Raw genomic sequence first — 25,054 nt, 5'->3', positions numbered from 1 at the left:
GTCCAGCACCGCCTGGCAGCTCTCCTCCGGCGGCCGGTCGGGGTGCCCCGCCAGCGCCTGGCGCAGCAGCTCCATACCCACGTCCAGGTCACGCCGGCGGTCCTCGATGAGCCCGTCGGTGTAGAGGACGAGCTGGGTTCCCTCGGCCAGCTCCAGCTCGGCCGTCCGGAACGGCATGCCGCCGAGGCCCAGCGGCGGCCCGCCCGGCAGCTCGGGGAAGGTGACGCTGCCGTCGGGGTGGACCAGCGCGGGCGCCAGGTGCCCCGCACGCGACATGACACAGCGGCGTGTCACCGGGTCGTAGATCGCGTACAGACAGGTGGCGCCGACGATCTCCCCGGCCGACTCGGCACACGCGGACTCGTCCTGGTCGATGCGGCTCACCAGGTCGTCCAGATGGCTGAGCAGCTCGTCGGGCGGCAGGTCGAGCGTGGAGAAGTTGTGCACCGCGGTCCGCAGCCGGCCCATCGTCGCGGCCGCGTGCAGGCCGTGCCCGACCACGTCTCCGACGGCCAGCGCCACCCGGCTCCCCGGCAGGGGGATCACGTCGAACCAGTCACCGCTCACCCCCGACTGGGCGGGCAGGTAGCGGTACCCGACCTCCAGGGCGCTCTGCTCGGGCAGCGCCCGCGGCAGCAGGCTGCGCTGGAGGGTGACCGCCAGCGCGTGCTCGCGGGTGTACCGGCGGGCGTTGTCGATGTTGACCGCGGCCCGGGCCACCAGCTCCTCGGCGAGCGACAGCTCCTCCTCGTCGAAGGCGTCCCGCTTGGACCGCCAGAAGTTGACCATGCCCAGCCCGACACCGCCGGCCTTGATCGGGGCGGCGATGAGCGAATGGATGCCGAACTCGATGATCTGCTGGGCCCGCTCCGGGTCCTGTGCCTGCCAGCCCGGTGCGGCCGACAGGTCGGTCACCAGCTCGGAGCGGCCGGCGTCGTAGCCGCGCGCCTGCGGGGTGGAGGGCAGGAAGTCGATCAGCCGGCCCTTCTCGTAGAGCGGATGGTCGTCCCGGATGCCGTTCACGGCGACGCGCCGCAGGTCCGTCGCCGTGGGGGCCGGCTCCTCTCCGTGCAGCACGGCGTCGGCCACGTCCACGGTGACGAAGTCGGCGAAGCGCGGCACGGCGAGCTGCGCCAGCTCCTCGGCCGTACGAACCACGTCGAGGGTGGTGCCGACGCCCAGTCCCGCGTCGTACAGCAGCTCCAGCCGCTCCCGGGCGGCCTCCGCCCTGCCGGACACCGCCTGCAGCTCGGTGGAGTCGCGGAGCGTCACCACCGAGCCCCGGGGACCTCCCGCACGGTCCGTCGGCCGCTGGTTGACCGCCAGCAGCCGTCCTCCGGCGAAGTGCACCTCGTCGGTCGCCTCGCGCCCGGAGACCAGCAGCTGCGTCATCTCGGGGTCCAGGACCGACAGCTCCCGCACGTCTCGTCCCTCGGCCTCGGGGGGCAGCTCCAGCAGCCGCCTGGCCTCGTCGTTGGCCAGCAGCAGCCGCCCGTCGTCAGCGACGATCAGCACGCCTTCCCGCACCGAGTGCAGCACCGTGTCGTGGTGCTCGTACATCCGGGTCATCTCGGCCGGGGCCAGGCTGTGGGTCTGCCGCCGCAGCCGCCTGCCCACCAGGGCCGTCCCGCCGGTCGACAGCACGAGTGCTCCGGCACCGGCGGCCAGGATGATCGGCAGCTGCCGGTTCACCTCGCTGGTCACGTTCTTGACCTTCAGCCCGGCGGAGACGAGCGCGACCACCTTCCCGTGCGTGTCCTTGATCGGGACGGTCGCCTGGACCTCGTGGCCTAGCGGGCCGTGGACGCTCTCGGTGTAGACCTGCCCGGCCAGTGACGGTCCGATCCTGCCCACGAACCGATGGCCGATCTTGCTCGGAATGGGGTGGGTGTAACGGATCCCCTTGGTGTCCATGACGACGATGAAGTCGACGCCCGCGCTCTTGCGCCCCGCCTCCGTGAGCGGCTGGAGCACCTTCGACGGTTCGGGGGTCTGCAGGGCCTGGAGGACGCCAGGAGAGTGCGCGAAGGTCTGCGCGACGGCTATGGACCGCCGCTTGGCCTCCGTGCTGGTGTCACGCTCCGACTGCAGGACAAGGGCGAAGACGGCGCAGACCACAAGTACCACCACCAGCGCCACCTGGAGGACGAAGACCTGCCCGGCAACGCTACGGGGGCTCTTGCCGTTCACTGCACGCTGCGAGATGTGCCTGAATCGGGCCAAAAGGTCCCACATGCGATATTTCTAGCACCGGCCTTTCTGGGTGACTACGTCTGGTCCAAGCGATGGACATCACATTCCGACTGGTATGCCGGTCCTTTTGCCCATGCCGGTCCTTATGTCACAGCGCCGGCGACGGGCGTTTACACCTGACGCCTTGCGCGCTAGCTTCACGCACTAGGGGTGGGAGCGCTCCCATAGGTCCTCATGGCCCTGTCGCGGCCCAGGTGGACCGGAACCCGCCCGGACCGCGCGGGCGCGCTTCCGCCCTGTCCTCCTACGGTACGACTGCGACCACACCGAGAGGTGAATGTGTCATGTCTACGACAACTCGGGCGGGCCTCCCGAAGCGCCCCCGATTACCCCACCCCACCCGCAACACAGCCCTCCTCCTCATCCTCCTGGCCCTGCTCGCCACCCTCCCCGCCCTCGGCCTGATCCTCGCCGCGAGCACCCCGGCCTCGGCCCACGGCACCCCCATGAAGCCGGGCAGCCGGACCTTCCTGTGCTGGCAGGACGCGCTCACCGACACCGGGGAGATCAAGGCCGTCAATCCGGCCTGCAAGGCGGCGCAGCAGGTGGGCGGCACCACGCCGTTTTACAACTGGTTCTCGGTGCTGCGCTCGGACGGTGCCGGCCGCACCCGCGGCTTCGTGCCGGACGGCAAGCTGTGCAGCGGCGGCAACCCCAACTTCACGGGCTTCGACCTGGCCCGCGACGACTGGCCGGTGACCCATCTGACCGCGGGCGCCACGGTCGACTTCTCCTACAACGCCTGGGCGGCGCACCCGGGTTGGTTCTACGTGTACGTCACCAAGGACAGCTACGACCCGACCAGGCCGCTCACCTGGGACGAGATGGAGGACCAGCCGTTCCTGATCGTCGACCACCCGCCGCTCAACGGCACCCCGGGCACGGTCGAGGCCAACTACTCCTGGTCCGGCAAGCTTCCGTCGAACAAGTCGGGGCGGCACGTCATCTACATGGTCTGGCAGCGCTCGGACAGCACGGAGACCTTCTACTCCTGCTCCGACGTCGTCTTCGACGGCGGCAACGGAGAGGTCACGGGGGTCCACGACCCCGGCCACCCCACCGAACCCCCGCCCGGCACCTGCACCGCGAGCCGGAAGACCACCGGCACCTGGCCCGGCGGCTATCAGTCCGAGGTGACGGTGACCAACGGCGGTGACGTCCCGATGCTCGGCTGGATGGTCGACTGGACGCTGCCCGCCGGGCAGTCGGTGGCCAGCCTCTGGAACGGTAACGCGACCTACACCGGCCAGGGCGTGATGGTCCACAACGCCGACTGGAACGGTTCGCTGAGTCCGGGGCAGAGCACGACGTTCGGCTACGTCGTCCAGGGCTCCGGCGGTGACGACTCCACCACCCTTCCCTGTCAGGTCGGTTGAGCCGCTCTGGGCGGACCCGGTGGCCGTGCGCACCGGGTCCGCGAGCCGGGCAGGTGAGGGGGGTGTGTCCCTGCCCGGGTGGTGCCGGCTTGTGGCGGTGAGGCCTGGGCGGGCCTCGACCGTGTGGGGCGCGACAACGTTGTCGTATGGTCTGTACATGACTCTACCGCCTCAACCGACAACGATGTCAACCCACTTGGGGTAACCCGACCGGGTGATCCCGGCGCGCGCCTGCGGGGGCGTACGCGGTCTTCCGTGCTACGGGTGGCGCACGTTACTGTCCCTGCGGCTTGTGCGACCTGTGGTGCGCGACCCGTCCGTCAGGAGGAAGGGCCGCGCCATGCGATTCCGTCCCACGTCCCTGCTGCTGGCCGCGGTACTCGCGACCGGCGGCGCCACCCCCGCCCTCGCGGCGACCGCAGCTCCCCCCAGTCTCGTCAAGGACCCGACTTCGTACGTCGATCCGCTGATCGGCACCAGAAACGGCGGCAACGTCTTCCCGGGCGCCGTCGTGCCGTTCGGCATGTTCTCCTTCAGCCCGGAGAACACCAGAGGCGACGCCACCCGTACGGCCGCGCCCGGCGGTTACCAGTACGACGCCACCCGCATCCGCGGTTTCAGCCTGACCCATATGTCCGGCACCGGGTGCGCGGGCGGCAGTGGCGACATCCCGCTCTTCCCGTACGCGGGCGAGGTCACCTCCTCCCCGGCGAGCGACACCAAGGACGCCGTCTACGCCTCGGACTTCCGGCACGCCGACGAGACCGCCGCGCCCGGCCGCTACCAGGTGGGCCTCGCGTCCGGCGTCACCGCCGACCTCACCGCGACCACCCGCACGGGCTCGGCCCGCTTCACCTACCCGGCGGACAAGCCCGCCTCGCTGCTCGTGCGCACGGCCAACTCCGAGGTCGGGTCGGAGGATTCCACGGTCACCATCGACCCGGCTACCCGGACCGTCTCCGGCTCCGTCACCTCCGGGAACTTCTGCGGCTACCTCGACCCGGAGGGCCGACGCTCCTACTACACCCTGTACTTCACCGCCCGCTTCGACCGCGACTTCACGGCCACCGGCACCTGGCAGGACGACAAGCTGAGCCCCGGCTCCGTGCATGCCTCCGGCGGCACGGGCGGCTTCTCGCACGGCGGCAGGCCGGTCGCGGGCAAGGGCGCCGGAGCGTATGTGCGGTTCGCGCCCGGCACCGGCCCGGTGAACGTCAAGGTCGGCATCTCCTACGTCAGCCAGGCGGGCGCCGAGGCGAACCTCGCCGCGGAGAATCCGCCGGGCCGTTCCTTCGACGCCGTCCAGGACGCGGCGCGGCGGGCCTGGCGCGACCGGCTGGGCGCGGTCCGGGTCGGCGGCGGCAGCGAGGCCGAACGCACCACCTTCTACACGGCGCTGTACCACTCCCTGCTGCATCCGAACGTGATCAGCGACGCCGACCGCGGATACCGCGGTGCGGACGGCAGGCCGCACACCGTCGACCGGCGCCACCACGCGCAGTACGGCACCTTCTCCGGCTGGGACGTCTACCGCGACCAGGTCCAGCTGCTCACCCTCCTCGACCCGCGCACCGGCTCCGACATCGCCCAGTCGCTGTACGAACTCGCCGGGCAGAACGGCGGGACCTGGGACCGCTGGCTGCACGGCGCGAGCGGCACCCACGTCATGAACGGCGACCCCTCGCCCACCGCCCTGGCCGGCATCCACGCCTTCGGCGGCACCGGCTTCGACCTCAAGGGCGCCCTGGACTCACTGGTCAGGGCGGCGACCGTACCCACACCGCAGGACCTGTCCGCGGCCGGCAAGCCGGTGCTGTCCGTGGGCCAGCGCCCGTCGCTCGACAAGTACCTGAAGCTGCACTACATGCCCAGCGTCTCCAACGCCTGGGGCGGCGCCGCCGAGACCCTGGAGATGTCCACTGCGGACTTCTCCCTCGCCCAACTCGCGGCGGCGGCAGGGGAGAAGGACACGGCGGCCGCCTTCGCCCGCCGCGCCCAGTGGTGGCAGAACAACTTCAACATCGCGGCCGACCCGGGCGGCGGCTACGTCGCCAACCGCAAGGCCGACGGCAGCTGGGTCACCGGCTTCACCCCCGACACCGGCAACGGCTTCGTGGAGGGCACGGCCGCCCAGTACACCTGGATGGTCCAGCACGACCCGGCGGGCCTGTTCGCCGCGATGGGCGGCACCGACAAGGCGCTGGCCCGACTGGACGACTTCTTCCACACCGGCGACGGGGGCTGGGCCTTCACCGGCCAGGGCGGCACCAAGTCCGAGCTGGACAACGAGCCGTCCGTCAACGTGCCCTACCTGTACGACTACGCGGGCGCCCCCTACAAGACGCAGGAGACCGTCCGCGCGGCGATGAGCCGGCTCTGGTCGACCGAGCCCGGCGGCATCCCCGGCAACGACGACCTCGGCGCGATGTCGTCCTGGTATGTCTTCTCCGCGCTCGGCATGTACCCGCAGGTGCCCTCCCGGGCCGAACTCGTCCTCGCCTCACCCCTGTTCGAGCGGATCGAGATCGACCGCCCCCAGGGCAACCACATCTCCATCCGTGCGACGGGAGCCGCGGCCGACGCGCCGTACATCCGGTCCCTGAAGGTCAACGGGCGGGCCGGTGACCGGCCTTGGCTGCCCGCCTCCTTCGTGCGCGACGGCGGCCGCCTCGACTACACCCTCTCCACCACGCCCGACCGCACCTGGGGCGCGGCCTCCCCGCCGCCGTCCTTCCGGGAGGGCGAGCAGCCGTACCAGATCGGGGTCGGCCCCACCGCCGCCACGGTCGCACCCGGTGACAGCGCGAAGATCGGCATCCGCGCGCTGGCGCTGAGCGGTGGCACCGGCCCCGAGGTGCGCTTCCGGGTCGAGACCCCCTCCGGTGTCACGGCCACGCCCGCCGAGGGCACGGTCACCGACGGCTCCCAGGAGATCACCCTCACCGCGGCGAGGGACGCCGGCCAGGGCTTCTCCTCCGTCAAGGTCACGGTGACCTCGGGCGACACCTCTTACGAGCAGCCCGTCTCCCTCACCGTGGCCGCACCGGGCACCCTGCTCGCCGCCTACAACAACACCGGTGTCTCCGACGACGAGGGCGAGCACGACGAGGCCGACTACGACGGCGGCGGCTGGAGCTACTCCCGCCAGGCCCTCGCCGCGGCCGGACTCACCCCGGGCGGGCAGAGCACCGTCGACGGTCTGACCTTCACCTGGCCGAACTCGCCCGCCGCCCGCCCGGACAACGCCTCGGCCACCGGCCAGACCATCGAACTGGCCGCTCCCGCAGGCAAGTTGTCCTTCATCGGCAGCGCCGTCAACGGCAACCAGCAGGCCAAGGCGACCGTCACCTACACCGACGGCACGACCGACACCGTCGACCTCTCCTTCACCGACTGGACCGTCGGCGGTGGCGGCGGCACCGTCCAGTACGGCAACGAGGTCGTCGCCAAGACCGCGTACCGCAATGTCGCGGGCGCCGACAAGGACCCGGTGGCGACGTACGTCTTCGCCACCGAGCCGTTCGCGGCGCCGGCCGGCAAGACCGTCCGGAGCGTCAAGCTGCCGGAGAACACGGACCTGCACGTGTTCACGCTCGCCACCGGCTGAGCGCCGCACACACGACAGGGGGCGGACCCGAGCGGGCCCGCCCCCTTCTCCGTGCCGCGGTCAGGCCAGCAGCTCCACCTCCGCCAGCGTCGACTCGCCGTCGAGGACCAGGCGGTACTTCGTGTACGAGCCCGGGGAGGCGATGGTGAACGCCCGGGTCTGGCGGTCCCAGGTGAACGTCTCGCCGGAGCGGTGGTCCAGGGTCTGCCAGGTCGTGCCGTCGGTGGAGCCCTGCAGGGTCCAGCCGGTCGGCGCCTTGGTGTGGTCCGCCGCTGAAGTGAGCGTGTACTGCACGGGCTTGACGGCATCGCCGACCGGCAGGTCCACCGAGGTGACCGTGGCGCTCGTCGCCGACGTGTTGTCGAACAGGGCGCCGTCACCCTTCAGCACGTCCGCGCGGGGGGTCGGCACCTTGTCGTCCTGGGTGATGGAGACCGGCGCCGCGTTCTTGCCCGTGCCCCAGGCCGAGGGCTTGGACCCCATGAAGAACTCCAGCACCCCGCCCTTGGCCAGCAGTGAGTGGGGGAGCGAAGTTGACGTCCAGGGGCGGCCGTTGACCGTCACGCCCTGCACGTACACGTTCTGCGCGCTGTTGCGCGGCGCCTTGATCACCAGGTCCCGGCCGTTCTCCAGGTGCACGGTCGCCTTCTTGAACAGCGGGGAACCGATGGCGTACTCGCCGCTGCCCATGACCAGCGGGTAGAAGCCCAGCGAGGAGAAGAGGTACCAGGCCGACTGCTCGCCGTTGTCCTCGTCGCCGTGGTAGCCCTGCCCGATCTCGCTGCCCGTGTAGAGCCGGGTCAGCGCCTCGCGGACGTTCGCCTGTGCCTTCCAGGGTTCGGCGGCCGCGTCGTACATGTAGATCACGTGGTGCGCGACCTGGTTGGAGTGGCCGTACATGCCCATGCGGACGTCCCGGGCCTCGGTCATCTCGTGGATGACGCCGCCGTAGGAGCCGACGAAGTCCGGCGAGGCGGTCTCCGGGGTGGAGAAGTACGCGTCGAGCTTCTCCGCGAGGCCGCTCCGGCCGCCGTACAGGTTGGCCAGGCCCCGGCTGTCCTGCGGGGCGGTGAAGGCGTAGCCCCAGCCGTTGGTCTCCGTGTAGTCGTAGCCCCACACGCGCGGGTCGTACTTCGCGGAGTCCATCCGCCAGTCGCCCTGGGCGTCACGGCCCTGGAAGAAGCCCGCCTTGGAGTCGAAGAGGTTGACGTAGTCCCGGGCGCGGTTGAGGAAGTACTGGGACTCCTCCTGGTAGCGCTTCTCGCCGGTCTTCTTGTAGAGGGCCTCGCCCATCCTGGCGATGCCGTAGTCGTTGACGTAGCCCTCCATCGCCCACGACAGGCCCTCGTGCGTGTCGGTGCTGGTGTAGCCGAGGAACGGCGAGGTGCTCATGCCCTTGCGGCCCACGCCCGAGGACGGCGGAACGACCGTCGCGTTCTTGACCGCCGCGTCGTACGCGGCCTTCGCGTCGAAGCCGACGCCCTTGACGTAGGCGTCGGCGAACGCCACGTCCGAGGAGGTGCCGGTCATCAGGTCGGCATAACCGGGGGAGGACCAGCGGGAGGTCCAGCCGCCGTCCTTGTACTGCTGCACGAACCCGTCGACCATCTCGCCCGCCTGAGAGGGCGTCAGGAAGGAGTAGGCCGGCCACGTGGTCCGGTAGGTGTCCCAGAAGCCGTTGTTGACGTACACCTTGCCGTCGACGATCTTCGCGCCGGTGTGCGTCGGGGTGTCCGGGCCCGGCATGGGCGAGAAGGGCGAGGCGTACTGCGCCTTCCCGTCGACCGTCTCGAAGCCGGAGTTCGGGTACAGGTACAGCCGGTACATGCTGGAGTAGAGCGTGGTCAGCTGGTCCGGGGTCGCGCCCTCCACCTCGACCTTGCCGAGCAGCTTGTCCCAGGTCCGCTGGGCCTGCGCCTTGACGGTGTCGAAGGAGGTGCCGTCCGGGATCTCCTGGCGCAGGTTGTCCTTCGCCTGGTCGACGCTGATCAGGGAGGTGGCCAGGCGCAGGGTGACCGTGCGGTCCGCGCCCGCGTCGAACCGCAGGTAGCCCTTGACGCCGCTGGAGGCGCCGTCCGTCACCGGCTTGTCGAAGACGCCGTACACGAACAGCCGGGTGGCGCCCGTCGAGAGGCCCGACTTCACGTCCGAGTAGCCGGTGACGATCCCGTGCTCCTTGTCCAGGGTCAGGCCCGCCTGTTCGGTGACGTTGTCGAACAGCACACTCGCGTCGTCGCCCGGGTAGGTGAAGCGCAGCGCGGCCGCGTGGTCGGTCGGCGTCATCTCCGCCTTCAGGCCGTTCTCGAACCTGACGCCGTAGTAGTACGGCCGCGCGGTCTCGTTCTCGTGCCGGAAGGCCAGCTCCCGTGCCTCACGGCCGGTGTCCGGGGTGCCGGTCACGGCGGACGGCATCAGCTGGAAGGTCTGCCGGTCGCCCATCCACGGACTCGGTTCATGGCTCGCGCTGAACGCCTGGATCGTCGGCAGGTTGTCGCTGTTGTTCGCACGTGCGTACTCGTACAGCCAGCTCAGCGAAGACGCGTTGGTCACCGGCGTCCAGAAGTTGAAGCCGTGGGGGAGGGCCGTGGCCGGGAAGTCGTTGCCGCGCGAGAAGCTGCCGCTGGAGTTGGTGCCGCGGGTGGTCAGCGCGTAGTCCGACAGGTGCGCCTTCGGCTTCTCCGGGGCCACCGGCCTGAGCGCCACGTCGTCTATCCAGCCCCGGAACTTCGCCGGGCCGTTCGGGGAGTCGTACGCCACCAGGATCCGGTCGACGGTCTTGCCCGCCGCCACCGATCCGATCCGCGAGGCCACGTTGTTCCACTGGTTGACGTAGAGCACCTTCGCCGCGCCCTGCCCGCGCGGCGACAGCGGGAAGCCGTGCTGGTCCCGCGCGCCCAGGTCGCTCAGATAGGTGCCGTCGGTGAAGGCCAGGTCCACGGAGACGTCGGTGGCGTCGTAGTCGCGGTCGCCGTCGGCCATCGAGGGGAAGATGCGGTACGACAGCTGTGTGTCGGCGCCGACCTTCACGTTCACGTCGAAGACCTTGTTGTACGAGTACGCCCGGCCGGCCGCCGTGTGCCGCCCGGCGTAGCGCAGGGCCCGCTTGCCGGTGAAACCGGCCCGCGCCTTGGCGGTGGGCGAGCCGCTCGGGCCCTTGTCGACCAGCGACAGCATGTCCTGCGGCACGGGGCCGCCCCCGCCGCCGGTCGAGAACTGCACGTCGGCGATCTGCAGGATGTCCGGGGCGCCGTTGTTCTTCGTCACGTCCAGCCGGAAGTGCTGGTACTCGCCCGGCTGGGCCAGGTCGTACGACTTGGTCTGGAAGCGCTCCGGGAAGGACTCGCCGGAGCGGGTGTCGATCGTCTTCCAGTCCTTGCCGTCCGTCGAGCCCTGGAGCGTCCAGTCCTTCGGGTCGCGCTCGTCGAAGTCGTTGGCCGAGGTGAGCGCGTACGTCACCAGCTTGACGGGCTTGTCCAGGTCGAACTCGACCCAGCCGGTGGGCTGGAAGGTCAGCCACTTGGTGCCGGGCTCGCCGTCGACGAGGTTCTCCTTCACCTCGCCCGCGCCCTCGTTCTCGCCACTGGCCCGGACCTCGGTCACGTGGTCGGTGACATTGCCCGGAATGCCCGTGCTGTAGCCGCCGTCCACACCCGAGGCGCGCTTGCTCCCGTCCGCCGCCGTGTCGACGGTGTTCAGCCAGTCCGGCACCGGGTCACCGGTCTCGAACGAGGATGCGAACTCCTGGTCGGCGGCCGCGGCCCTGGCCGGCAGGGCGACCGCCGCGCCCTGCGCGCCGACGGCCATGACAAAGGCGGCCGTGAGGACGACCGCCGGACCGTATCTGTGCCGAGTTCTCCGCTGCCTCTTCCGCTGCATCTACGGATTCCCCTCCTGCGCTCCGCTCTGGACAACGTTGTCAACTTCGTGCGCAGGAACCAGTAGGTGGTCAAGTGGCCCTTGATGTCAAGGGTGTTGGGTGTGGCATTCAGGGGCCTATGTCGCCGATTTTCCGGCCGCGGTACCCACAGGTCGCTCATATTTCCGGGAGGTCTCAACTCGGAAAAGACCCACTGCCAACCTTGCATTCGATCTTGCTCCGCTGGCGGGAAGTGGACTATACCTGTCGGCGTTTCCCGCATGACCCTGCACTACCCGACCGCGGTGCCGGGGAGGATCCGGTTCACCGCCTGAGTCCTGGAGAAGGCGAGGACTTGAGCATGGGATCCACTGCGCACCACGGTGGCGAAGGTGTCGGCCGCCGCGATCTGATCAAGCGTTCGGCCGCGATCGGTCTGGTGGCCGCCCCCGGAATGGGTCTGCTGTCCGCCTGCGCGAGCAGCGGCGGCTCCGGACAGGACAAGGCGAAGACGGGCAAGAAGACCGCGAAGAACCCGCTCGGCGTCAACGAGACCGCGAAGATGGAGTTCGTCCTCTTCGACGGCGGTTTCGGCAAGGAGTACGCCCAGGACGCGGTGAAGATCTATCAGAAGGACTTCCCCAAGGCCACGGTGAAGTTCTCCGCCACCCAGAAGATCCAGTCCACGCTCCAGCCCCGCTTCAACCAGGGCAACCCGCCGGACCTCATCGACAACTCGGGCGCCGAGCAGATGGACATGGGCGTGCTCGTCGGCAAGAGCCAGCTGGCGGACCTCACCCCGCTGCTGGACGCGCCGTCGTACGACGACCCGAACAAGAAGGTCCGCGACACGCTGCGCCCCGGCATCGTGGAGATGGGCCAGTTCGACGGCAAGCCGGTCTGGATCATGTACTACGCCTACACGGTCTACGGCGTCTGGTACTCGCAGAAGGCGCTGGACTCGCTGGACGCCACGTACCCCGAGACCTGGGACGAGATGCTCGCGGTCTGCGAGAAGGCCAAGAAGAAGGGCATGGCGGGCTGGACGTACGCGGGCAAGTACCCGTACTACGTCCCCTTCTCGCTGTACCCGATGATCGCCAAGGTCGGCGGCCGCGAGGTGCTCGACGCCATCGACAACCTGGAGCCGAACGCCTGGAAGCACCCGGCGGTCAAGGCGTGTTTCGAGGCCTACTACGAGCTGTACAAGAAGGGCTACATCCTCAAGGGCACCCCGGGCCTGGACCACATCCAGTCGCAGACCGCCTGGGCCAAGGGGGAGGCGCTGTTCATCCCGAACGGCTCCTGGGTGGAGAACGAGTCGGCCAACGTCATCCCGGCCGACTTCAACCTCGCGGTCTCCGCGCCCACCGGCATCGACAGCTCGGACAAGATGCCGTTCGGCACCATCTGGGCCTCCGGCGGTGAGCCCTTCGTCGTCCCGGCCAAGGCGGCCAACGCCGAGGGCGGCATGGAGCAACTGCGCATCATGCTCTCCGAGGCGTCCTCGAAGAACTTCACCGCCAAGGTGAAGTCGCTGACCGCGTACAACGGCGGCACCACCGGCATCACCCTCACCCCGGGTCTGAAGTCGGGTGTGGCGGCGCTGGACAAGGCCGGATCCAACGTGGTGAACCCGCGGCTGCAGGACTGGTACGTACAGCTGCAGAAGGAGAAGATCGGTGTGGCCGGTCTCGGCGAGATGATGGCCGGCCGCCTCACCCCGGCCGAGGCCGTCAAGAAGATCCAGGGCTTTGCCGACGAGGCCGCCAAGGACACCTCGATCAAGCACTACAAGCACCAGTAACCAGCACCTTTACCGCACCGGAGTGGCGATGCAGCACGGCAAGTACCGGTTCATCGTGGGGTTTCTGGCACTGCCCCTGGGACTGTACGCGCTCTTCGTGGTGTGGCCGTTCATCCAGTCCATCTACTACTCGTTCACGGACTGGACCGGCCTCAGCCCCGAATTCAAGATGGTCGGCTTCGACAACTACAAGCGGATGTTCCACGACGACATCTTCTGGAAGTCGTTGCAGCACAGTCTGCTCTTCGCTCTGGTGCTGCCACTGGTGACCATCGGGCTGGCGCTGTTCTTCGCCTTCATGATCAATGTGGGCGGACGGCGGAGAAGGGGCGGCCCCGTGATCTCCGGGGTGCGGGGCTCCTCCTTCTACAAAATCGTCTATTTCTTCCCGCAGGTGCTGTCGATCGCGATCGTCTCCCTGCTGTTCGCCTTCGCGTACAACCCGGACAGCGGCGCGATCAACTCACTCCTGCGCGGTGTCGGCCTCGACAGCGTCCAGCCGCTCTGGCTGGGCGACCCGAGCCTCGCGCTGTGGTGCGTGATGGCGGTGCTCGTGTGGTCCACGGTCGGCTTCTTCGTGGTCCTGTTCTCGGCGGGCATGGCGTCGATCCCGGCCGAGCTGTACGAGGCGGCCCTGCTGGACGGCGCGAGCCGGGCCACCACGTTCTTCCGCGTCACCCTGCCGCTGCTGTGGGACACGGTGCAGTCCGGCTGGGTCTACATGGGCATCCTCGCGCTCGGCGCCGAGTCGTTCGCGGTCGTACAGATCATGACGACCGGGCCGGGCGGTCCCGACTACTCGACCACCGTGATGGTCCTGTACGTGTACCAGAAGGCGTTCCGGGACGGTCAGGCCGCCTACGCCACCACCATCGGCGTCGCCCTGCTCGTCGTCACGCTCGCGTTCGCCGCGATCGTGATGCGGCTGGGCCGTCGCGAGCGGCTGGAGTACTGAAGCCATGAAGACGACCGAGACCTCCGCCCCGCTGCCGGCCGAGCCCGGCGCGACCGTCTCCAAGGTCGACGTGCCGCCGGCGCTGCCCGCCGGCCGGAAGAAGAAGAAAGAGGGCACCGTCCTCAACGTCTTCTCCCACGGCATGCTGATCCTGTGGGCGTTCATGGTGGTCATGCCGCTGCTGTGGGCGGTGATGACCTCCTTCAAGGACGACGGAGCCATCTTCAACTCGCCCTGGTCCCTGCCGGACAAGCTGCACTTCGACAACTGGGCGCGGGCGTGGACCGACGCCAACATGAGCGACTACTTCCTGAACACCGTCCTGGTGGTCGGGGGCTCGCTGATCGGCACCCTGGTGCTCGGCTCGATGGCGGCCTACGTCCTGGCCCGCTTCGACTTCCCCGGCAACCGGTTCATCTACTACCTGTTCATCGGCGGCATGAGCTTCCCGATCATGCTGGCGCTGGTCCCGCTGTTCTACGTCGTGAACAACATGGGGCTGCTGAACACGATCCACGGCCTGATCCTGGTCTACATCGCCTACTCGCTGCCGTTCACGGTCTTCTTCCTCACCGCCTTCTTCCGCACCCTGCCCACATCCGTGGCGGAAGCGGCCTTCGTCGACGGCGCCTCGCACACCCGTACGTTCTTCCAGATCATGCTGCCCATGGCCAAGCCGGGTCTGATCAGCGTGGGCATCTTCAACTTCCTGGGCCAGTGGAACCAGTACATGCTCCCCACGGTCCTCAACACCGACCCCGACAAGCGCGTCCTCACCCAGGGCCTGGTCCAGCTGGCGGCCAGCCAGGGCTACAAGGGCGACTGGTCCGGCCTCTTCGCGGGCCTGGTGATGGCGATGCTGCCGGTCCTGGCGGCGTACATCATCTTCCAGCGCCAGGTGGTCGCGGGCCTGACGGCGGGCGCGCTGAAGTAGCGGCCCTCACGAGGAGCGCACCCAGCTCAGCTGTGCCTCGCTCAGCGGGGGAGCGAACCCTTCCGGAAACATCAGCATGCGCGGATCCGGCCACATGTTCTCGGCCCCGTGCTCCGCACAGTGCAGCGCGATGAGGTGATCCCCTTCCCCACAGGCCTCGTGCCGGTAGGCCCGATCATGCGTCCGGCAGACGTACCAGACCGACGTGCAGTCGTCCCCGCCACCCGGCTCATGAAATCCGGGATCCCGCACGATCATGGTCACCGGCTCCTGCCGGTTGAACCGGGGGATGGGCCGGGGATCACGCCACAACAGTCGGGGTGGAAGCATCCCCCCATCCTGCCGCGCGCCCCGCTCGCCCGGGTCCGGCTCCCGAAGGAGCGCACTGTCGCTGGGCTGTAGGGCAGGGGTATGCGCGGGGGATGCTCTCGGAGTCCTGCGCGGGTGGTCGTCCGTTGGTGCAGTCCGCCGGGCGGGTCCGGCTTTCGGAGCGGCGCCCCGTCGCCGGGGTGCCCTGCAGGGGTACGCCCGCGACGCTCCCCGAGTCCTGTGCCGCCGTGCGCCTCGCGCTCGCCCGCCTCGCCGCCCACCGGCCGGGCGCTCGCGCACCGAGCCCAGCGCCAGGTGCTGAGGCGGCCCCGTCGAACGCGCGCGGCGGTGGCGTACGTGGCGGCGACTCAAGGCCCGGGCCGCGGTGTTCGAGGCGAGGCCGCCGGCACAGCTCGCCTCGGTCGCGCGCCGCCCGGCGGATGGCTGCCGAGTACGTGCGCGACGCTTCCCGAGTCCTGTGCTGCCGCGGGCCTCGCGCTCGCCCGCCGTGCCCCCCACTGGCCCGGCGTCGCTCGCGTACCGTGCCCGGTCGTCCAGTGCCAGGTGCCGAGGCGGCCGGGCCGAACGCGCGCGGTGGCGGCTCAAGGCGGGAGTCACGGTGTGCGAGGGGAGGCCGCCGCCTCGGTCGCGCGCCGCCCGGCGGATGGCCGTCGAACCCCCAGGGCGGACCGGCTCGCGGCACAGTGACTCTTCGCACCCGCGATTCGCACGCTGCCGTCCGGTCGTCGGTCACGGCACGGTCACGTTCCGCCCCTCGGGATTCCGGGGCTGAACGATCCGCCGGCCCCGCACGCCAACTCTTCCGCAGCCCTCGAACCCCGCCCGGAAGCCCTGTCGGAACGTGCTTCCGCCCTGCTCGGGGGTGGCGTACACGTGTCCTGGGGGTGTCCGGTGCGGAACCGGAGAAGCGAGAGCGATTTCCGTCAAGGACTTGACTGCGGTAACCCGTACAGCCGAGCTTGGAGTTCATAACTTGTAAGTGGCCCGGTTCCGCAGATGTGACCTGGGCCACGGGCGGCGCAGGGGCCGCCCGGCCGATGGCGGGAGTGGATGGGTCGATGGAGACTCCGGGGTCGCAGTCGTCGCTGCACCGAGCCAACCTGGAACGAGTCGTACGGGCCGTGCGGCTGGCAGGGTCGCTCACGCAGGCGGAGATCGCGCGGACGACCGGCCTGTCCGCGGCGACGGTCTCCAACATCGTGCGGGAGCTGAAGGACGGCGGGACCGTCGAGGTCACGCCCACGTCGGCGGGCGGACGACGGGCCCGCAGCGTGTCGCTGAGCGGAGACGCCGGCATCGTGATCGGCGTCGACTTCGGGCACACGCACCTGCGCGTCGCGATCGGGAACCTCGCGCACCAGGTGCTGGCCGAGGAGTCCGAGCCGCTGGACGTCGACGCCTCCGCGACACAGGGCTTCGACCGGGCGGAAGAGCTGGTCAACCGCCTGATCGCGGCCACCGGCGTGGATCGGTCCAAGGTGGCGGGAGTGGGGCTGGGCGTGCCCGGTCCGATCGACGTCGAGTCGGGGACGCTCGGGTCCACCGCGATCCTGCCCGGCTGGGGCGGCACCAAGCCCGCCGAGGAGATGCGCGAGCGCCTCGGCGTGCCCGTGCACGTGGACAACGACGCCAACCTGGGCGCCCTGGGCGAGCTGGTCTGGGGCAGCGGCAAGGGCGTGCGCGATCTCGCCTACATCAAGGTCGCCAGCGGTGTCGGCGCCGGTCTGGTCATCAACGGGAAGATCTATCGCGGCCCGGGCGGCACCGCAGGCGAAATCGGACATATTACACTCGACGAATCCGGCCCGGTCTGCCGTTGCGGCAACCGTGGCTGCCTGGAGACCTTCGCGGCCGCGCGCTACGTGCTCCCGCTGCTCCAGTCCAGCCATGGCACCGACCTGACGATGGAAGGCGTCGTACGGCTGGCCAGGGACGGAGACCCGGGCTGTCGTCGGGTGATCGCCGACGTCGGCCGCCACATCGGCAGTGGAGTGGCCAATCTCTGCAACCTTCTGAACCCGAGCCGGGTGGTCCTGGGCGGTGATCTCGCCGAGGCCGGAGAGCTCGTTCTCGGGCCCATCAGGGAGTCTGTCGGCCGCTATGCCATCCCGAGTGCGGCGCGCCAACTGTCGGTTCTCCCGGGGGCACTTGGGGGCCGTGCCGAGGTGCTCGGAGCGCTCGCTCTCGCACTCAGCGAGATGGGCGATTCGACCCTTTTGGACGGCTCTGCTGCCGGCACGCTGTCCGCCGCCACGCCTGCCTTCACTTAGAGAACGATTGGCACCGTTGCCATCTCGTTAAGGATTTACTTCTTGACGTCGCACGTGTGGCCGAGTTGACTTCCAGCCACCTCGGCCGCAACGACGCGGCCTCGTCAGGGAGGTTTCAAAGAGTGAACATGCGTATGCGTCGTGCGGCCTTCGCCGTTGCTGCTGGTGCCATGGCCGTCTCGCTGGCCGCCTGTGGCAGTGCCAAGGAGTCCAAGGGCAGCGACAGCTCTTCCTCGGCGCCCGCCAAGGGCGACAACATCAAGGTCGGCCTCCTCCTTCCGGAGAACAAGACCGCCCGCTACGAGAAGTTCGACAAGCCGCTGATCGAGAAGAAGATCAAGGAGCTGACGAACGGCAAGGCGGACTTCCAGTACAACAACGCCCGCCAGGACGCGAACCTGCAGGCGCAGCAGGTCGACACCATGATCACCAACAAGGTGGACGTCCTGATCCTGGACGCGGTGGACGCCAAGGCCATCCAGAACTCCGTCCAGAAGGCCGTGGACGCCGGCATCAAGGTCGTCGCCTACGACCGCCTCGCCGAGGGCCCGATCAGCGCCTACACCTCGTTCGACAACGAGGAGGTCGGCAAGACCCAGGGCACCGCCCTGCTGAAGGCGCTGGGCAGCAAGGCCACCAAGTCCTCCAAGATCGTCATGGTCAACGGCTCGGTCACCGACCCGAACGCCGCCATGTTCAAGAAGGGCGCGCACTCCGTCCTCGACGGCAAGGTCACCATCGCCAAGGAGTACGACACCAAGGAGTGGTCGCCGGACAACGCCAACTCCGAGATGGAGGCGGCGATCTCCGCGGTCGGCAAGGGCAAGATCGCGGGCGTCTACTCCGCGAACGACGGCATGGCCGGCGGTATCATCACCGCTCTGAAGGCCGCGGGCCTCTCCGTCCCGGTCACCGGCCAGGACGCCGAGCTGGCCGGTGTGCAGCGCATCGTCGCCGGTGAGCAGTACATGAGCGTCTACAAGCCGTACGCCCCCGAGGCCGACGCCGCCGCCGAGATGGCCGTCGCGCTCGCCCAGGGCAAGTCGCTCGACTCGGTCGCCAAGGACAAGGTCTCCTCCGGCTCCGCCAAGGACGTCCCGTCGGTCCTGGTCCCGGTCACCTCGCTGACCAAGGACAACATCAAGGACACCGTCATCAAGGACGGCGTCTACACGGCCGCCGACATCTGCACGGGCAAGTACAAGTCCGCCTGCGACAAGCTCGGCATCAACTAAGCAGCCCCCCAAGTCCCTTCCCGATCACGGGCATTCGCACTTGAATGCCCGTACGGGAGCGGACGGACTGCCCAAGGCTCCTCCGGCGCCCCGCGCATCAGACAGCCCCGCAAGCTCGGTGCGGGGCGCCGGACGGAACTCCCCCCAAACTTCTGCACAACCTCCCGCCGGGTCAGGCGGCGAAGGAGATGGTTCACGTGTCCGCTACGCCCGTGCTGGCGTTGCGCGGGGTCTCCAAGCGGTTCGGTGCCGTTCAGGCGCTCACCGACGTAGAGCTTGAGGTCCACGCCGGTGAGGTGGTCGCCCTCGTGGGCGACAACGGTGCCGGAAAGTCCACGCTGGTCAAGACGATCGCCGGCGTGCACCCCATCGATGAGGGCGTCATCGAGTGGGGTGGCAAGGCTGTTTCGATCAGCAGGCCGCACGACGCCCAGGCCCTGGGCATCGCGACGGTGTACCAGGACCTCGCGCTGTGCGACAACATCGACGTGGTCGGCAACCTGTTCCTCGGCCGTGAGCTGAGGAAGTGGGGTGTCCTCGACGAGGTCGAGATGGAGCGCCGCGCCCGCGAGCTGCTCACCACGCTGTCGATCCGCATCCCGAGCGTCCGCATCCCGATCGCCTCGCTCTCCGGCGGTCAGCGCCAGACCGTGGCCATCGCGCGTTCGATGCTCGGCGACCCCAAGCTGGTCATCCTCGACGAGCCCACCGCCGCCCTCGGTGTCGAGCAGACCGCCCAGGTCCTCGACCTCGTGGAGCGCCTGCGCGAGCGCGGTCACGCCGTCATCCTCATCAGCCACAACATGGCGGACGTGAAGGCGGTGGCCGACAAGGTCGCCGTGCTGCGCCTCGGCCGCAACAACGGCGTCTTCGAGGTCAAGTCGACCTCGCAGGAGGAGATCATCTCCGCCATCACCGGCGCCACCGACAACGCCGTGACCCGCCGTGCGGCGCGCACGTCCGGGGAGGTTTCCAAGTGAGCATCGACAAGACCTCCGCGAACGTGGACGAGACCCCCGACGCGCCCGTCGTGAACCCCGAGGCCGCGGCCGCCGCGGTCACCGCGGTCGACCCGCGCCTGCTGGTGCGCGAGCAGGGCCTGCTCGGCTACTGGACCGAGTTCAAGCGCAAGATGAAGGCCGGCGAGCTGGGTTCCCTCCCGGTCGTCCTGGGCCTCGCGATCATCTGCGTGATCTTCCAGGTCCTCAACTCCGAGTTCCTCTCCGCGCAGAACATCAGCAACATCACGGTCACGATGGTCGGCACGGGCATGATCTCCGTGGGCATCGTCTTCGTGCTGCTGCTCGGCGAGATCGACCTGTCGGTCGGCTCGGTCAGCGGCGCGGCCAGCGCCCTCGCGGCCGTCCTCACGGTCAACCAGGGCTGGCCCGAGTGGCTGGCCGTGCTCGTCGCCATCGCCGTCGGTGCCGCCATCGGCGCGCTGCACGGCTTCTTCTTCGCGGTGCTCGGCGCGCCCGCCTTCGCCGTGACCCTGGCCGGTCTGCTGTTCTGGCTGGGCTTCATGCTCAAGGTGCTGGGCGAGGACGGCACGATCAACCTCGACAGCGACGGTCTGATCGGCAAGCTGACCACGTACACCTTCACGGACGTGGCCGCCGCCTACGGGCTCGCGGTCGTCGTGGTCGCGCTGTTCTTCATCAGCTCCTTCCTGGGCAACCGGCGCCGGGAGGCCGCGGGCGTCCCGTCCCGGCCGCTCAGCGACACGATCCTGCGCACGGTCCTGCTGGCCGTGGTCTCCTTCGCCGCGGCCTACATGTACAACCAGTACAAGGGTCTGCCGCTGGCCACCGTGATCTTCGTCGCGTTCCTGGTCGGCACGGACTTCGTGCTGCGGCGCACCGCCTACGGTCGCAAGATCTTCGCGCTCGGTGGCAGCGTGGAGGCGTCCCGGCGCGCGGGCATCAACGTCACCGCGGTGCGGATCTCCGTGTTCGCGATCTCCGGTGGGTTCGCCGCGATCGGTGGTCTGTTCCTGGCCTCGAAGATCGCGTCGGCCAACCAGAGCGCGGGTACGGGTGACCTGCTGATGAACGCGATCGCCGCCGCGGTCATCGGTGGTACGTCGCTCTTCGGTGGGCGTGGTCGTACGTGGAACGCGCTGCTGGGTGTGCTGGTGATCGTGTCGATCCAGTACGGCCTTCAGCTGGAGTCCATCGCGGAGCCGGTGAAGTACATGATCACCGCGGCTGTGCTGTTGACCACTGTGGTCATCGACTCCATCACTCGCAAGACGCAGAAGACGGCGGGCCGCGCGTAACGCCCGCCTTCGAAGGGCCCGGCGCCACCACTGGGATCCCCATGGTGGCGCCGGGCCTTTTCATGTGTTCCAGCGGTGTTCTTTTGTCGCGGCATATCGCGTGGTTTTCTTTCCGCCACTTTTGGGTGCTTGCCGCTCCCTTTCGGGGCCGGCCTGGTGCTCGCACCTGCGGCGCAGGCCAGCGGCTACGGTGGCAGCGGCAACCTGATCGACAAATTTCCGGTGACCTACAGCGGCAGCACGTTCGGCAACGTCTATCTCGACCAGGCGGGTCCGGTCAGCATTTCGGCCGCCGGGCACTGCATCCTCATTTACGGCCGCATCGGCTGGGCCGGTAACACGGGTGGTGCGTTCGACATCGGCCACTGCGGCTGACACACGACGTACGACGCCGGCGCCCGGCCCTGCGAAGGTGCCGGGCGCTGTCGTGTCGCGCAAAGCATGAACATTAGACTCGGGCGAGCCCGGCAACAGCTCGATCAGCTCTACTTGCAAGGAGGCACGGGTGCCGCTGCTGACCCGCATCAGGGGACCGCGCGATCTGGACCGGCTCAGCCTGGAGGAGCTGGACCAGCTGGCAGGGGAGATCCGGACCTTCCTCGTCGACGCCGTCTCCAAGACAGGCGGCCACCTCGGCCCCAACCTGGGCGTGGTCGAGCTCACCATCGCCCTGCACCGCGTCTTCGAGTCCCCGAAGGACAAGGTGCTGTGGGACACGGGCCACCAGTCCTATGTGCACAAGCTGCTCACCGGCCGGCAGGACTTCTCCCGGCTGAAGATGAAGGGCGGCCTGTCCGGCTACCCGGCGCAGGCCGAGTCCGAGCACGACGTCATCGAGAACAGCCACGCGTCCACCGTGCTCGGCTGGGCCGACGGCATCGCGAAGGCCAACCAGCTGAAGAAGCGGGACAGTCACGTCGTCGCCGTGATCGGTGACGGTGCCCTGACCGGCGGTATGGCCTGGGAGGCGCTCAACAACATCGCCGAGGCCAAGGACCGCCCGCTCGTCATCGTCGTCAACGACAACGAGCGCTCCTACGCCCCGACCATCGGCGGTCTCGCCAACCACCTGGCGACCCTGCGCACGACCGACGGCTACGAGCGCTTCCTCGCCCGGACGAAGGACATCCTCGACCGCACCCCGGTCGTCGGAAAGCCGCTGTACGAGACCCTGCACGGCGCCAAGAAGGGGCTGAAGGACTTCATCGCCCCGCAGGGCATGTTCGAGGACCTGGGCCTGAAGTACGTCGGCCCCATCGACGGACATGACATCGAGGCGCTGGAGTCCGCGCTGGCCCGGGCCAAGCGGTTCGGCGGCCCGGTCATCGTGCACTGCCTGACCGAGAAGGGCCGCGGCTACCAGCCCGCCCTCCAGGACGAGGCCGACCGCTTCCACGGCATCGGCCCCATCCACCCCGACACGGGCCTGCCGATCAAGGCCTCGGGCGCCGACTGGACCTCCGTCTTCGGCGACGAGATGGTCGAGCTGGGCAAGGAACGCGAGGACATCGTGGCCATCACGGCGGCGATGCTGCAGCCCGTCGGCCTGAAGAAGTTCGCCGACACGTTCCCCGACCGGATCTACGACGTCGGGATCGCCGAGCAGCACGGCGCCGTCTCCGCGGCCGGCCTGGCCCACGCCGGTGTGCACCCGGTCTTCGCCGTCTACGCCACCTTCCTCAACCGCGCCTTCGACCAGGTGCTGATGGACGTGGCCCTGCACAAGTGCGGGGTGACCTTCGTACTGGACCGGGCCGGCGTCACCGGCACCGACGGCGCCTCCCACAACGGCATGTGGGACATGTCGATCCTGCAGGTCGTGCCGGGGCTGCGGCTGGCCGCCCCGCGCGACGCCGACCAGGTGCGGGCGCAGCTGCGCGAGGCCGTCGCCGTCGAGGACGCGCCGACCGTGGTGCGCTTCTCCAAGGGCGCCGTGGGTCCCGCCGTACCGGCCGTGGGCCGGGTCGGCGGCATGGACGTGCTGCGCGAGCCGGGAACCGACCGCCCGGACGTGCTGCTGGTCTCCGTCGGCGCCCTCGCCCCGATGTGCCTGGAGATCGCCGGCCTGCTCGACAAGCAGGGCATCTCCACCACCGTCGTCGACCCGCGCTGGGTCAAGCCCGTCGACGAGGCGATGGCCCCGCTCGCCGAGCGGCACCGGGTCGTCGTCACCGTCGAGGACAACAGCCGCGTCGGCGGTGTCGGCTCCGCCGTCGCCCAGGCCCTCCGGGACGCGGGCGTGGACCTGCCGCTGCGCGACTTCGGCATCCCGCCGCGCTTCCTCGACCACGCCTCCCGCGCCGAGGTCATGGCCGAGATCGGGCTGACCGCGCCCGACATCGCCCGCCAGGTCACCGGACTGGTCGCCAAGCTGGACGGCCGGTTCGACCGTACGGCCGACGAGGTGGACGCCGTAGAACCCGCTCGCGACTAGGCACGTACGGGACAAGCACCCGTAGGGCCGGTTTCGCCCCCTTCCAGGTGGCGGACCCGGCCCTTTTGCGTTTACCTGCCTGTGCCGGGGCATACGCATCCCCAGCCCTCTCGATCATGTCGAGGACGACGAGCGTGTGGGAGGAAGGCCCGTGAGCAACAGCCTCTTCCGAACGAAGAAGGTCGAACAGTCCATCCTCGATACCGAGGAGCCAGAGCACGCGCTCAAGAAGTCCCTGACCGCGCTGGATCTGACCGTCTTCGGCGTCGGTGTCATCATCGGCACCGGCATCTTCGTCCTCACCGGCAAGGTGGCCAAGGAGACCGCGGGCCCCGCGGTCTCCTTGGGTTTCGTCGTGGCCGGCGTCGTCTGCGCCCTCGCCGCGCTGTGCTACGCGGAGTTCGCCTCCACGGTCCCGGTGGCCGGCTCCGCGTACACCTTCTCGTACGCCTCCCTCGGCGAACTGCCCGCCTGGATCATCGGCTGGGACCTGGTCCTGGAGTTCGCGCTCGGCACGGCGGTGGTGGCCGTCGGCTGGTCCGGCTACATGCGCTCGCTGCTGGACAACGCGGGCTGGCACCTGCCCGCCTACCTCGGCGGCCGGGACGGGGCCACCGGCTTCGGCTTCGACATCCTCGCCGCCGCGCTGGTCCTGGTGCTCACCGCCATCCTCGTCATCGGCATGAAGCTGTCCGCGCGGGTCACCGAGGTCGTCGTCGCCATCAAGGTGACGGTCGTCCTGATCGTGATCGTCGCCGGTGCCTTCTTCATCAACGGCGACAACTACAAGCCGTTCATCCCCAAGGCGGAGACCGTGCCGGCGGGCAGCAGCCTCAAAGCGCCGCTGATCCAGCTGATGTTCGGCTGGGCGCCGTCCAACTTCGGTGTGATGGGCATCTTCACCGCCGCCTCCGTGGTCTTCTTCGCCTTCATCGGCTTCGACGTCGTGGCCACCGCCGCCGAGGAGACCAAGAACCCGCAGCGGGACATGCCGCGCGGCATCCTCGGCTCCCTGTTCATCTGTACGACGCTGTACGTGGCGGTGTCCATCGTCGTCACCGGCATGCAGCACTACAGCAAGCTGTCCGTCGACGCCCCGCTCGCCGACGCCTTCAAGGCCAACGGACACCCCTGGTACGCGGGCGCGATCAGCTTCGGCGCCGTCATCGGCCTGACCACGGTCTGCATGATCCTGCTGCTCGGCCAGACCCGGGTCTTCTTCGCGATGAGCCGCGACGGCCTGCTGCCCCGCTTCTTCTCCATCGTCCACCCCCGCTTCCGGACCCCGCACCGGCCGACCATCCTGCTCGGCGGGCTCATCGCCGTGATCGCGGGCTTCACCAGCCTGAGCGAACTGGCCGAACTGGTGAACATCGGCACCCTGTTCGCCTTCGTCGTCGTCGCACTCGGCGTGGTCATCCTGCGTCGCACTCGCCCGGATCTGCACCGCGCCTTCCGCACCCCGTGGGTGCCGTTCATCCCGATCCTGTCCGTCGCCGCCACGCTGTGGCTGATGCTCAATCTGCCGGCCGAGACCTGGCTCCGGTTCGCCATCTGGATGGTCATCGGCTCCTTTGTCTACTTCCTCTACGGCCGCTCGCACAGCCGCCTCGGCCGGCACGAGGAGACCACCATCGGCGAGGTCATGCACCGGCCGCCGAAGGGCGACGCCGAGTAACCGTCACGGTCCCCGCACCGGCCCCGTATGTCCCGCTTCGG

General features: G+C 69.1%; 15 protein-coding genes. 12 read left to right on the top strand and 3 right to left on the bottom strand.

All coding sequences use genetic code 11. The features are described from left to right. A partial coding sequence (locus BEK98_RS41365) for a SpoIIE family protein phosphatase (protein WP_094221962.1) occupies positions 1 to 2,235 on the bottom strand: 2,235 nt, incomplete at its 3' end. A gap of 302 nt (positions 2,236 to 2,537) precedes the next feature. Between BEK98_RS41365 and BEK98_RS41360 the strand changes: the two genes are divergently transcribed. Beyond that, a complete protein-coding gene (locus BEK98_RS41360) occupies positions 2,538 to 3,629 on the top strand; it encodes a lytic polysaccharide monooxygenase (protein ID WP_094221960.1) in 1,092 nt (363 codons plus the stop codon). 340 nt (positions 3,630 to 3,969) lie between these two features. Further along, positions 3,970 to 7,236: a GH92 family glycosyl hydrolase gene (locus BEK98_RS41355; protein ID WP_094221959.1), complete on the top strand. Its 3,267-nt coding sequence runs from the start codon at positions 3,970 to 3,972 to the stop codon at positions 7,234 to 7,236. 60 nt (positions 7,237 to 7,296) lie between these two features. On the opposite strand, the gene BEK98_RS41350 is transcribed toward BEK98_RS41355, so the two are convergent. After that, entirely contained in the window at positions 7,297 to 11,040 is a 3,744-nt protein-coding gene (locus BEK98_RS41350; protein ID WP_094221958.1) for a GH92 family glycosyl hydrolase, read from the bottom strand. 413 nt (positions 11,041 to 11,453) lie between these two features. On the opposite strand from BEK98_RS41350, the gene ngcE reads away from it, so the two are divergent. Genes ngcE through BEK98_RS41335 form a run of 3 tightly spaced genes read left to right on the top strand, consistent with a single transcriptional unit; the run spans position 11,454 to position 14,788 of the window. Further along, a complete protein-coding gene (gene ngcE, locus BEK98_RS41345; RefSeq protein WP_094221957.1) occupies positions 11,454 to 12,899 on the top strand; it encodes an N-acetylglucosamine/diacetylchitobiose ABC transporter substrate-binding protein in 1,446 nt (481 codons plus the stop codon). Between the two features lie 28 nt (positions 12,900 to 12,927). Beyond that, entirely contained in the window at positions 12,928 to 13,854 is a 927-nt protein-coding gene (locus BEK98_RS41340; RefSeq protein WP_094221956.1) for a carbohydrate ABC transporter permease, read from the top strand. Between the two features lie 4 nt (positions 13,855 to 13,858). Next, positions 13,859 to 14,788, top strand: a complete 930-nt coding sequence (locus BEK98_RS41335; RefSeq protein WP_094221955.1) for a carbohydrate ABC transporter permease — start codon at positions 13,859 to 13,861, stop codon at positions 14,786 to 14,788. A 6-nt stretch (positions 14,789 to 14,794) separates the two neighbouring features. Here BEK98_RS41335 and BEK98_RS41330 read toward each other — a convergent pair whose 3' ends face one another. Further along, a complete protein-coding gene (locus BEK98_RS41330; protein ID WP_244202202.1) occupies positions 14,795 to 15,118 on the bottom strand; it encodes a hypothetical protein in 324 nt (107 codons plus the stop codon). A 1,058-nt stretch (positions 15,119 to 16,176) separates the two neighbouring features. Here BEK98_RS41330 and BEK98_RS41325 point away from each other — a divergent pair. The 7 genes from BEK98_RS41325 to BEK98_RS41295 all read left to right on the top strand — a co-directional run bounded on the left by BEK98_RS41325 (position 16,177) and on the right by BEK98_RS41295 (position 25,013). Further along, positions 16,177 to 17,388, top strand: a complete 1,212-nt coding sequence (locus BEK98_RS41325; protein ID WP_094221953.1) for an ROK family transcriptional regulator — start codon at positions 16,177 to 16,179, stop codon at positions 17,386 to 17,388. Between the two features lie 134 nt (positions 17,389 to 17,522). Further along, positions 17,523 to 18,623, top strand: coding sequence for a sugar ABC transporter substrate-binding protein (locus tag BEK98_RS41320; RefSeq protein WP_094221952.1), 1,101 nt, complete (start codon positions 17,523 to 17,525; stop codon positions 18,621 to 18,623). Positions 18,624 to 18,811: 188 nt separating this feature from the next. Next, positions 18,812 to 19,603 carry an ATP-binding cassette domain-containing protein gene (locus tag BEK98_RS41315; protein ID WP_167444384.1) on the top strand — a complete coding sequence of 264 codons (792 nt, stop codon included), beginning with the start codon at positions 18,812 to 18,814 and terminating at the stop codon, positions 19,601 to 19,603. After that, a complete protein-coding gene (locus BEK98_RS41310; protein WP_094221950.1) occupies positions 19,600 to 20,901 on the top strand; it encodes a sugar ABC transporter permease in 1,302 nt (433 codons plus the stop codon). Before BEK98_RS41315 ends, BEK98_RS41310 begins: the two co-directional genes overlap by 4 nt. Positions 20,902 to 21,030: 129 nt before the next feature. Then, positions 21,031 to 21,276, top strand: coding sequence for a hypothetical protein (locus tag BEK98_RS41305; RefSeq protein WP_094221949.1), 246 nt, complete (start codon positions 21,031 to 21,033; stop codon positions 21,274 to 21,276). A 130-nt stretch (positions 21,277 to 21,406) separates the two neighbouring features. Next, positions 21,407 to 23,335, top strand: coding sequence for a 1-deoxy-D-xylulose-5-phosphate synthase (dxs, locus tag BEK98_RS41300; RefSeq protein WP_094221948.1), 1,929 nt, complete (start codon positions 21,407 to 21,409; stop codon positions 23,333 to 23,335). A 151-nt stretch (positions 23,336 to 23,486) separates the two neighbouring features. After that, positions 23,487 to 25,013 (top strand): amino acid permease, encoded by a 1,527-nt coding sequence (locus BEK98_RS41295; RefSeq protein ID WP_094221947.1) that lies wholly within the window; start codon positions 23,487 to 23,489, stop codon positions 25,011 to 25,013. Positions 25,014 to 25,054: the final 41 nt, after the last annotated feature.

Source organism: Streptomyces diastatochromogenes, assembly GCF_002242805.1.
Classification (GTDB): Bacteria; Actinomycetota; Actinomycetes; order Streptomycetales; family Streptomycetaceae; genus Streptomyces; species Streptomyces diastatochromogenes.
Note: the sequence above shows the minus strand (reverse complement) of the source record. Positions and strands in the feature narration are given on the sequence as shown.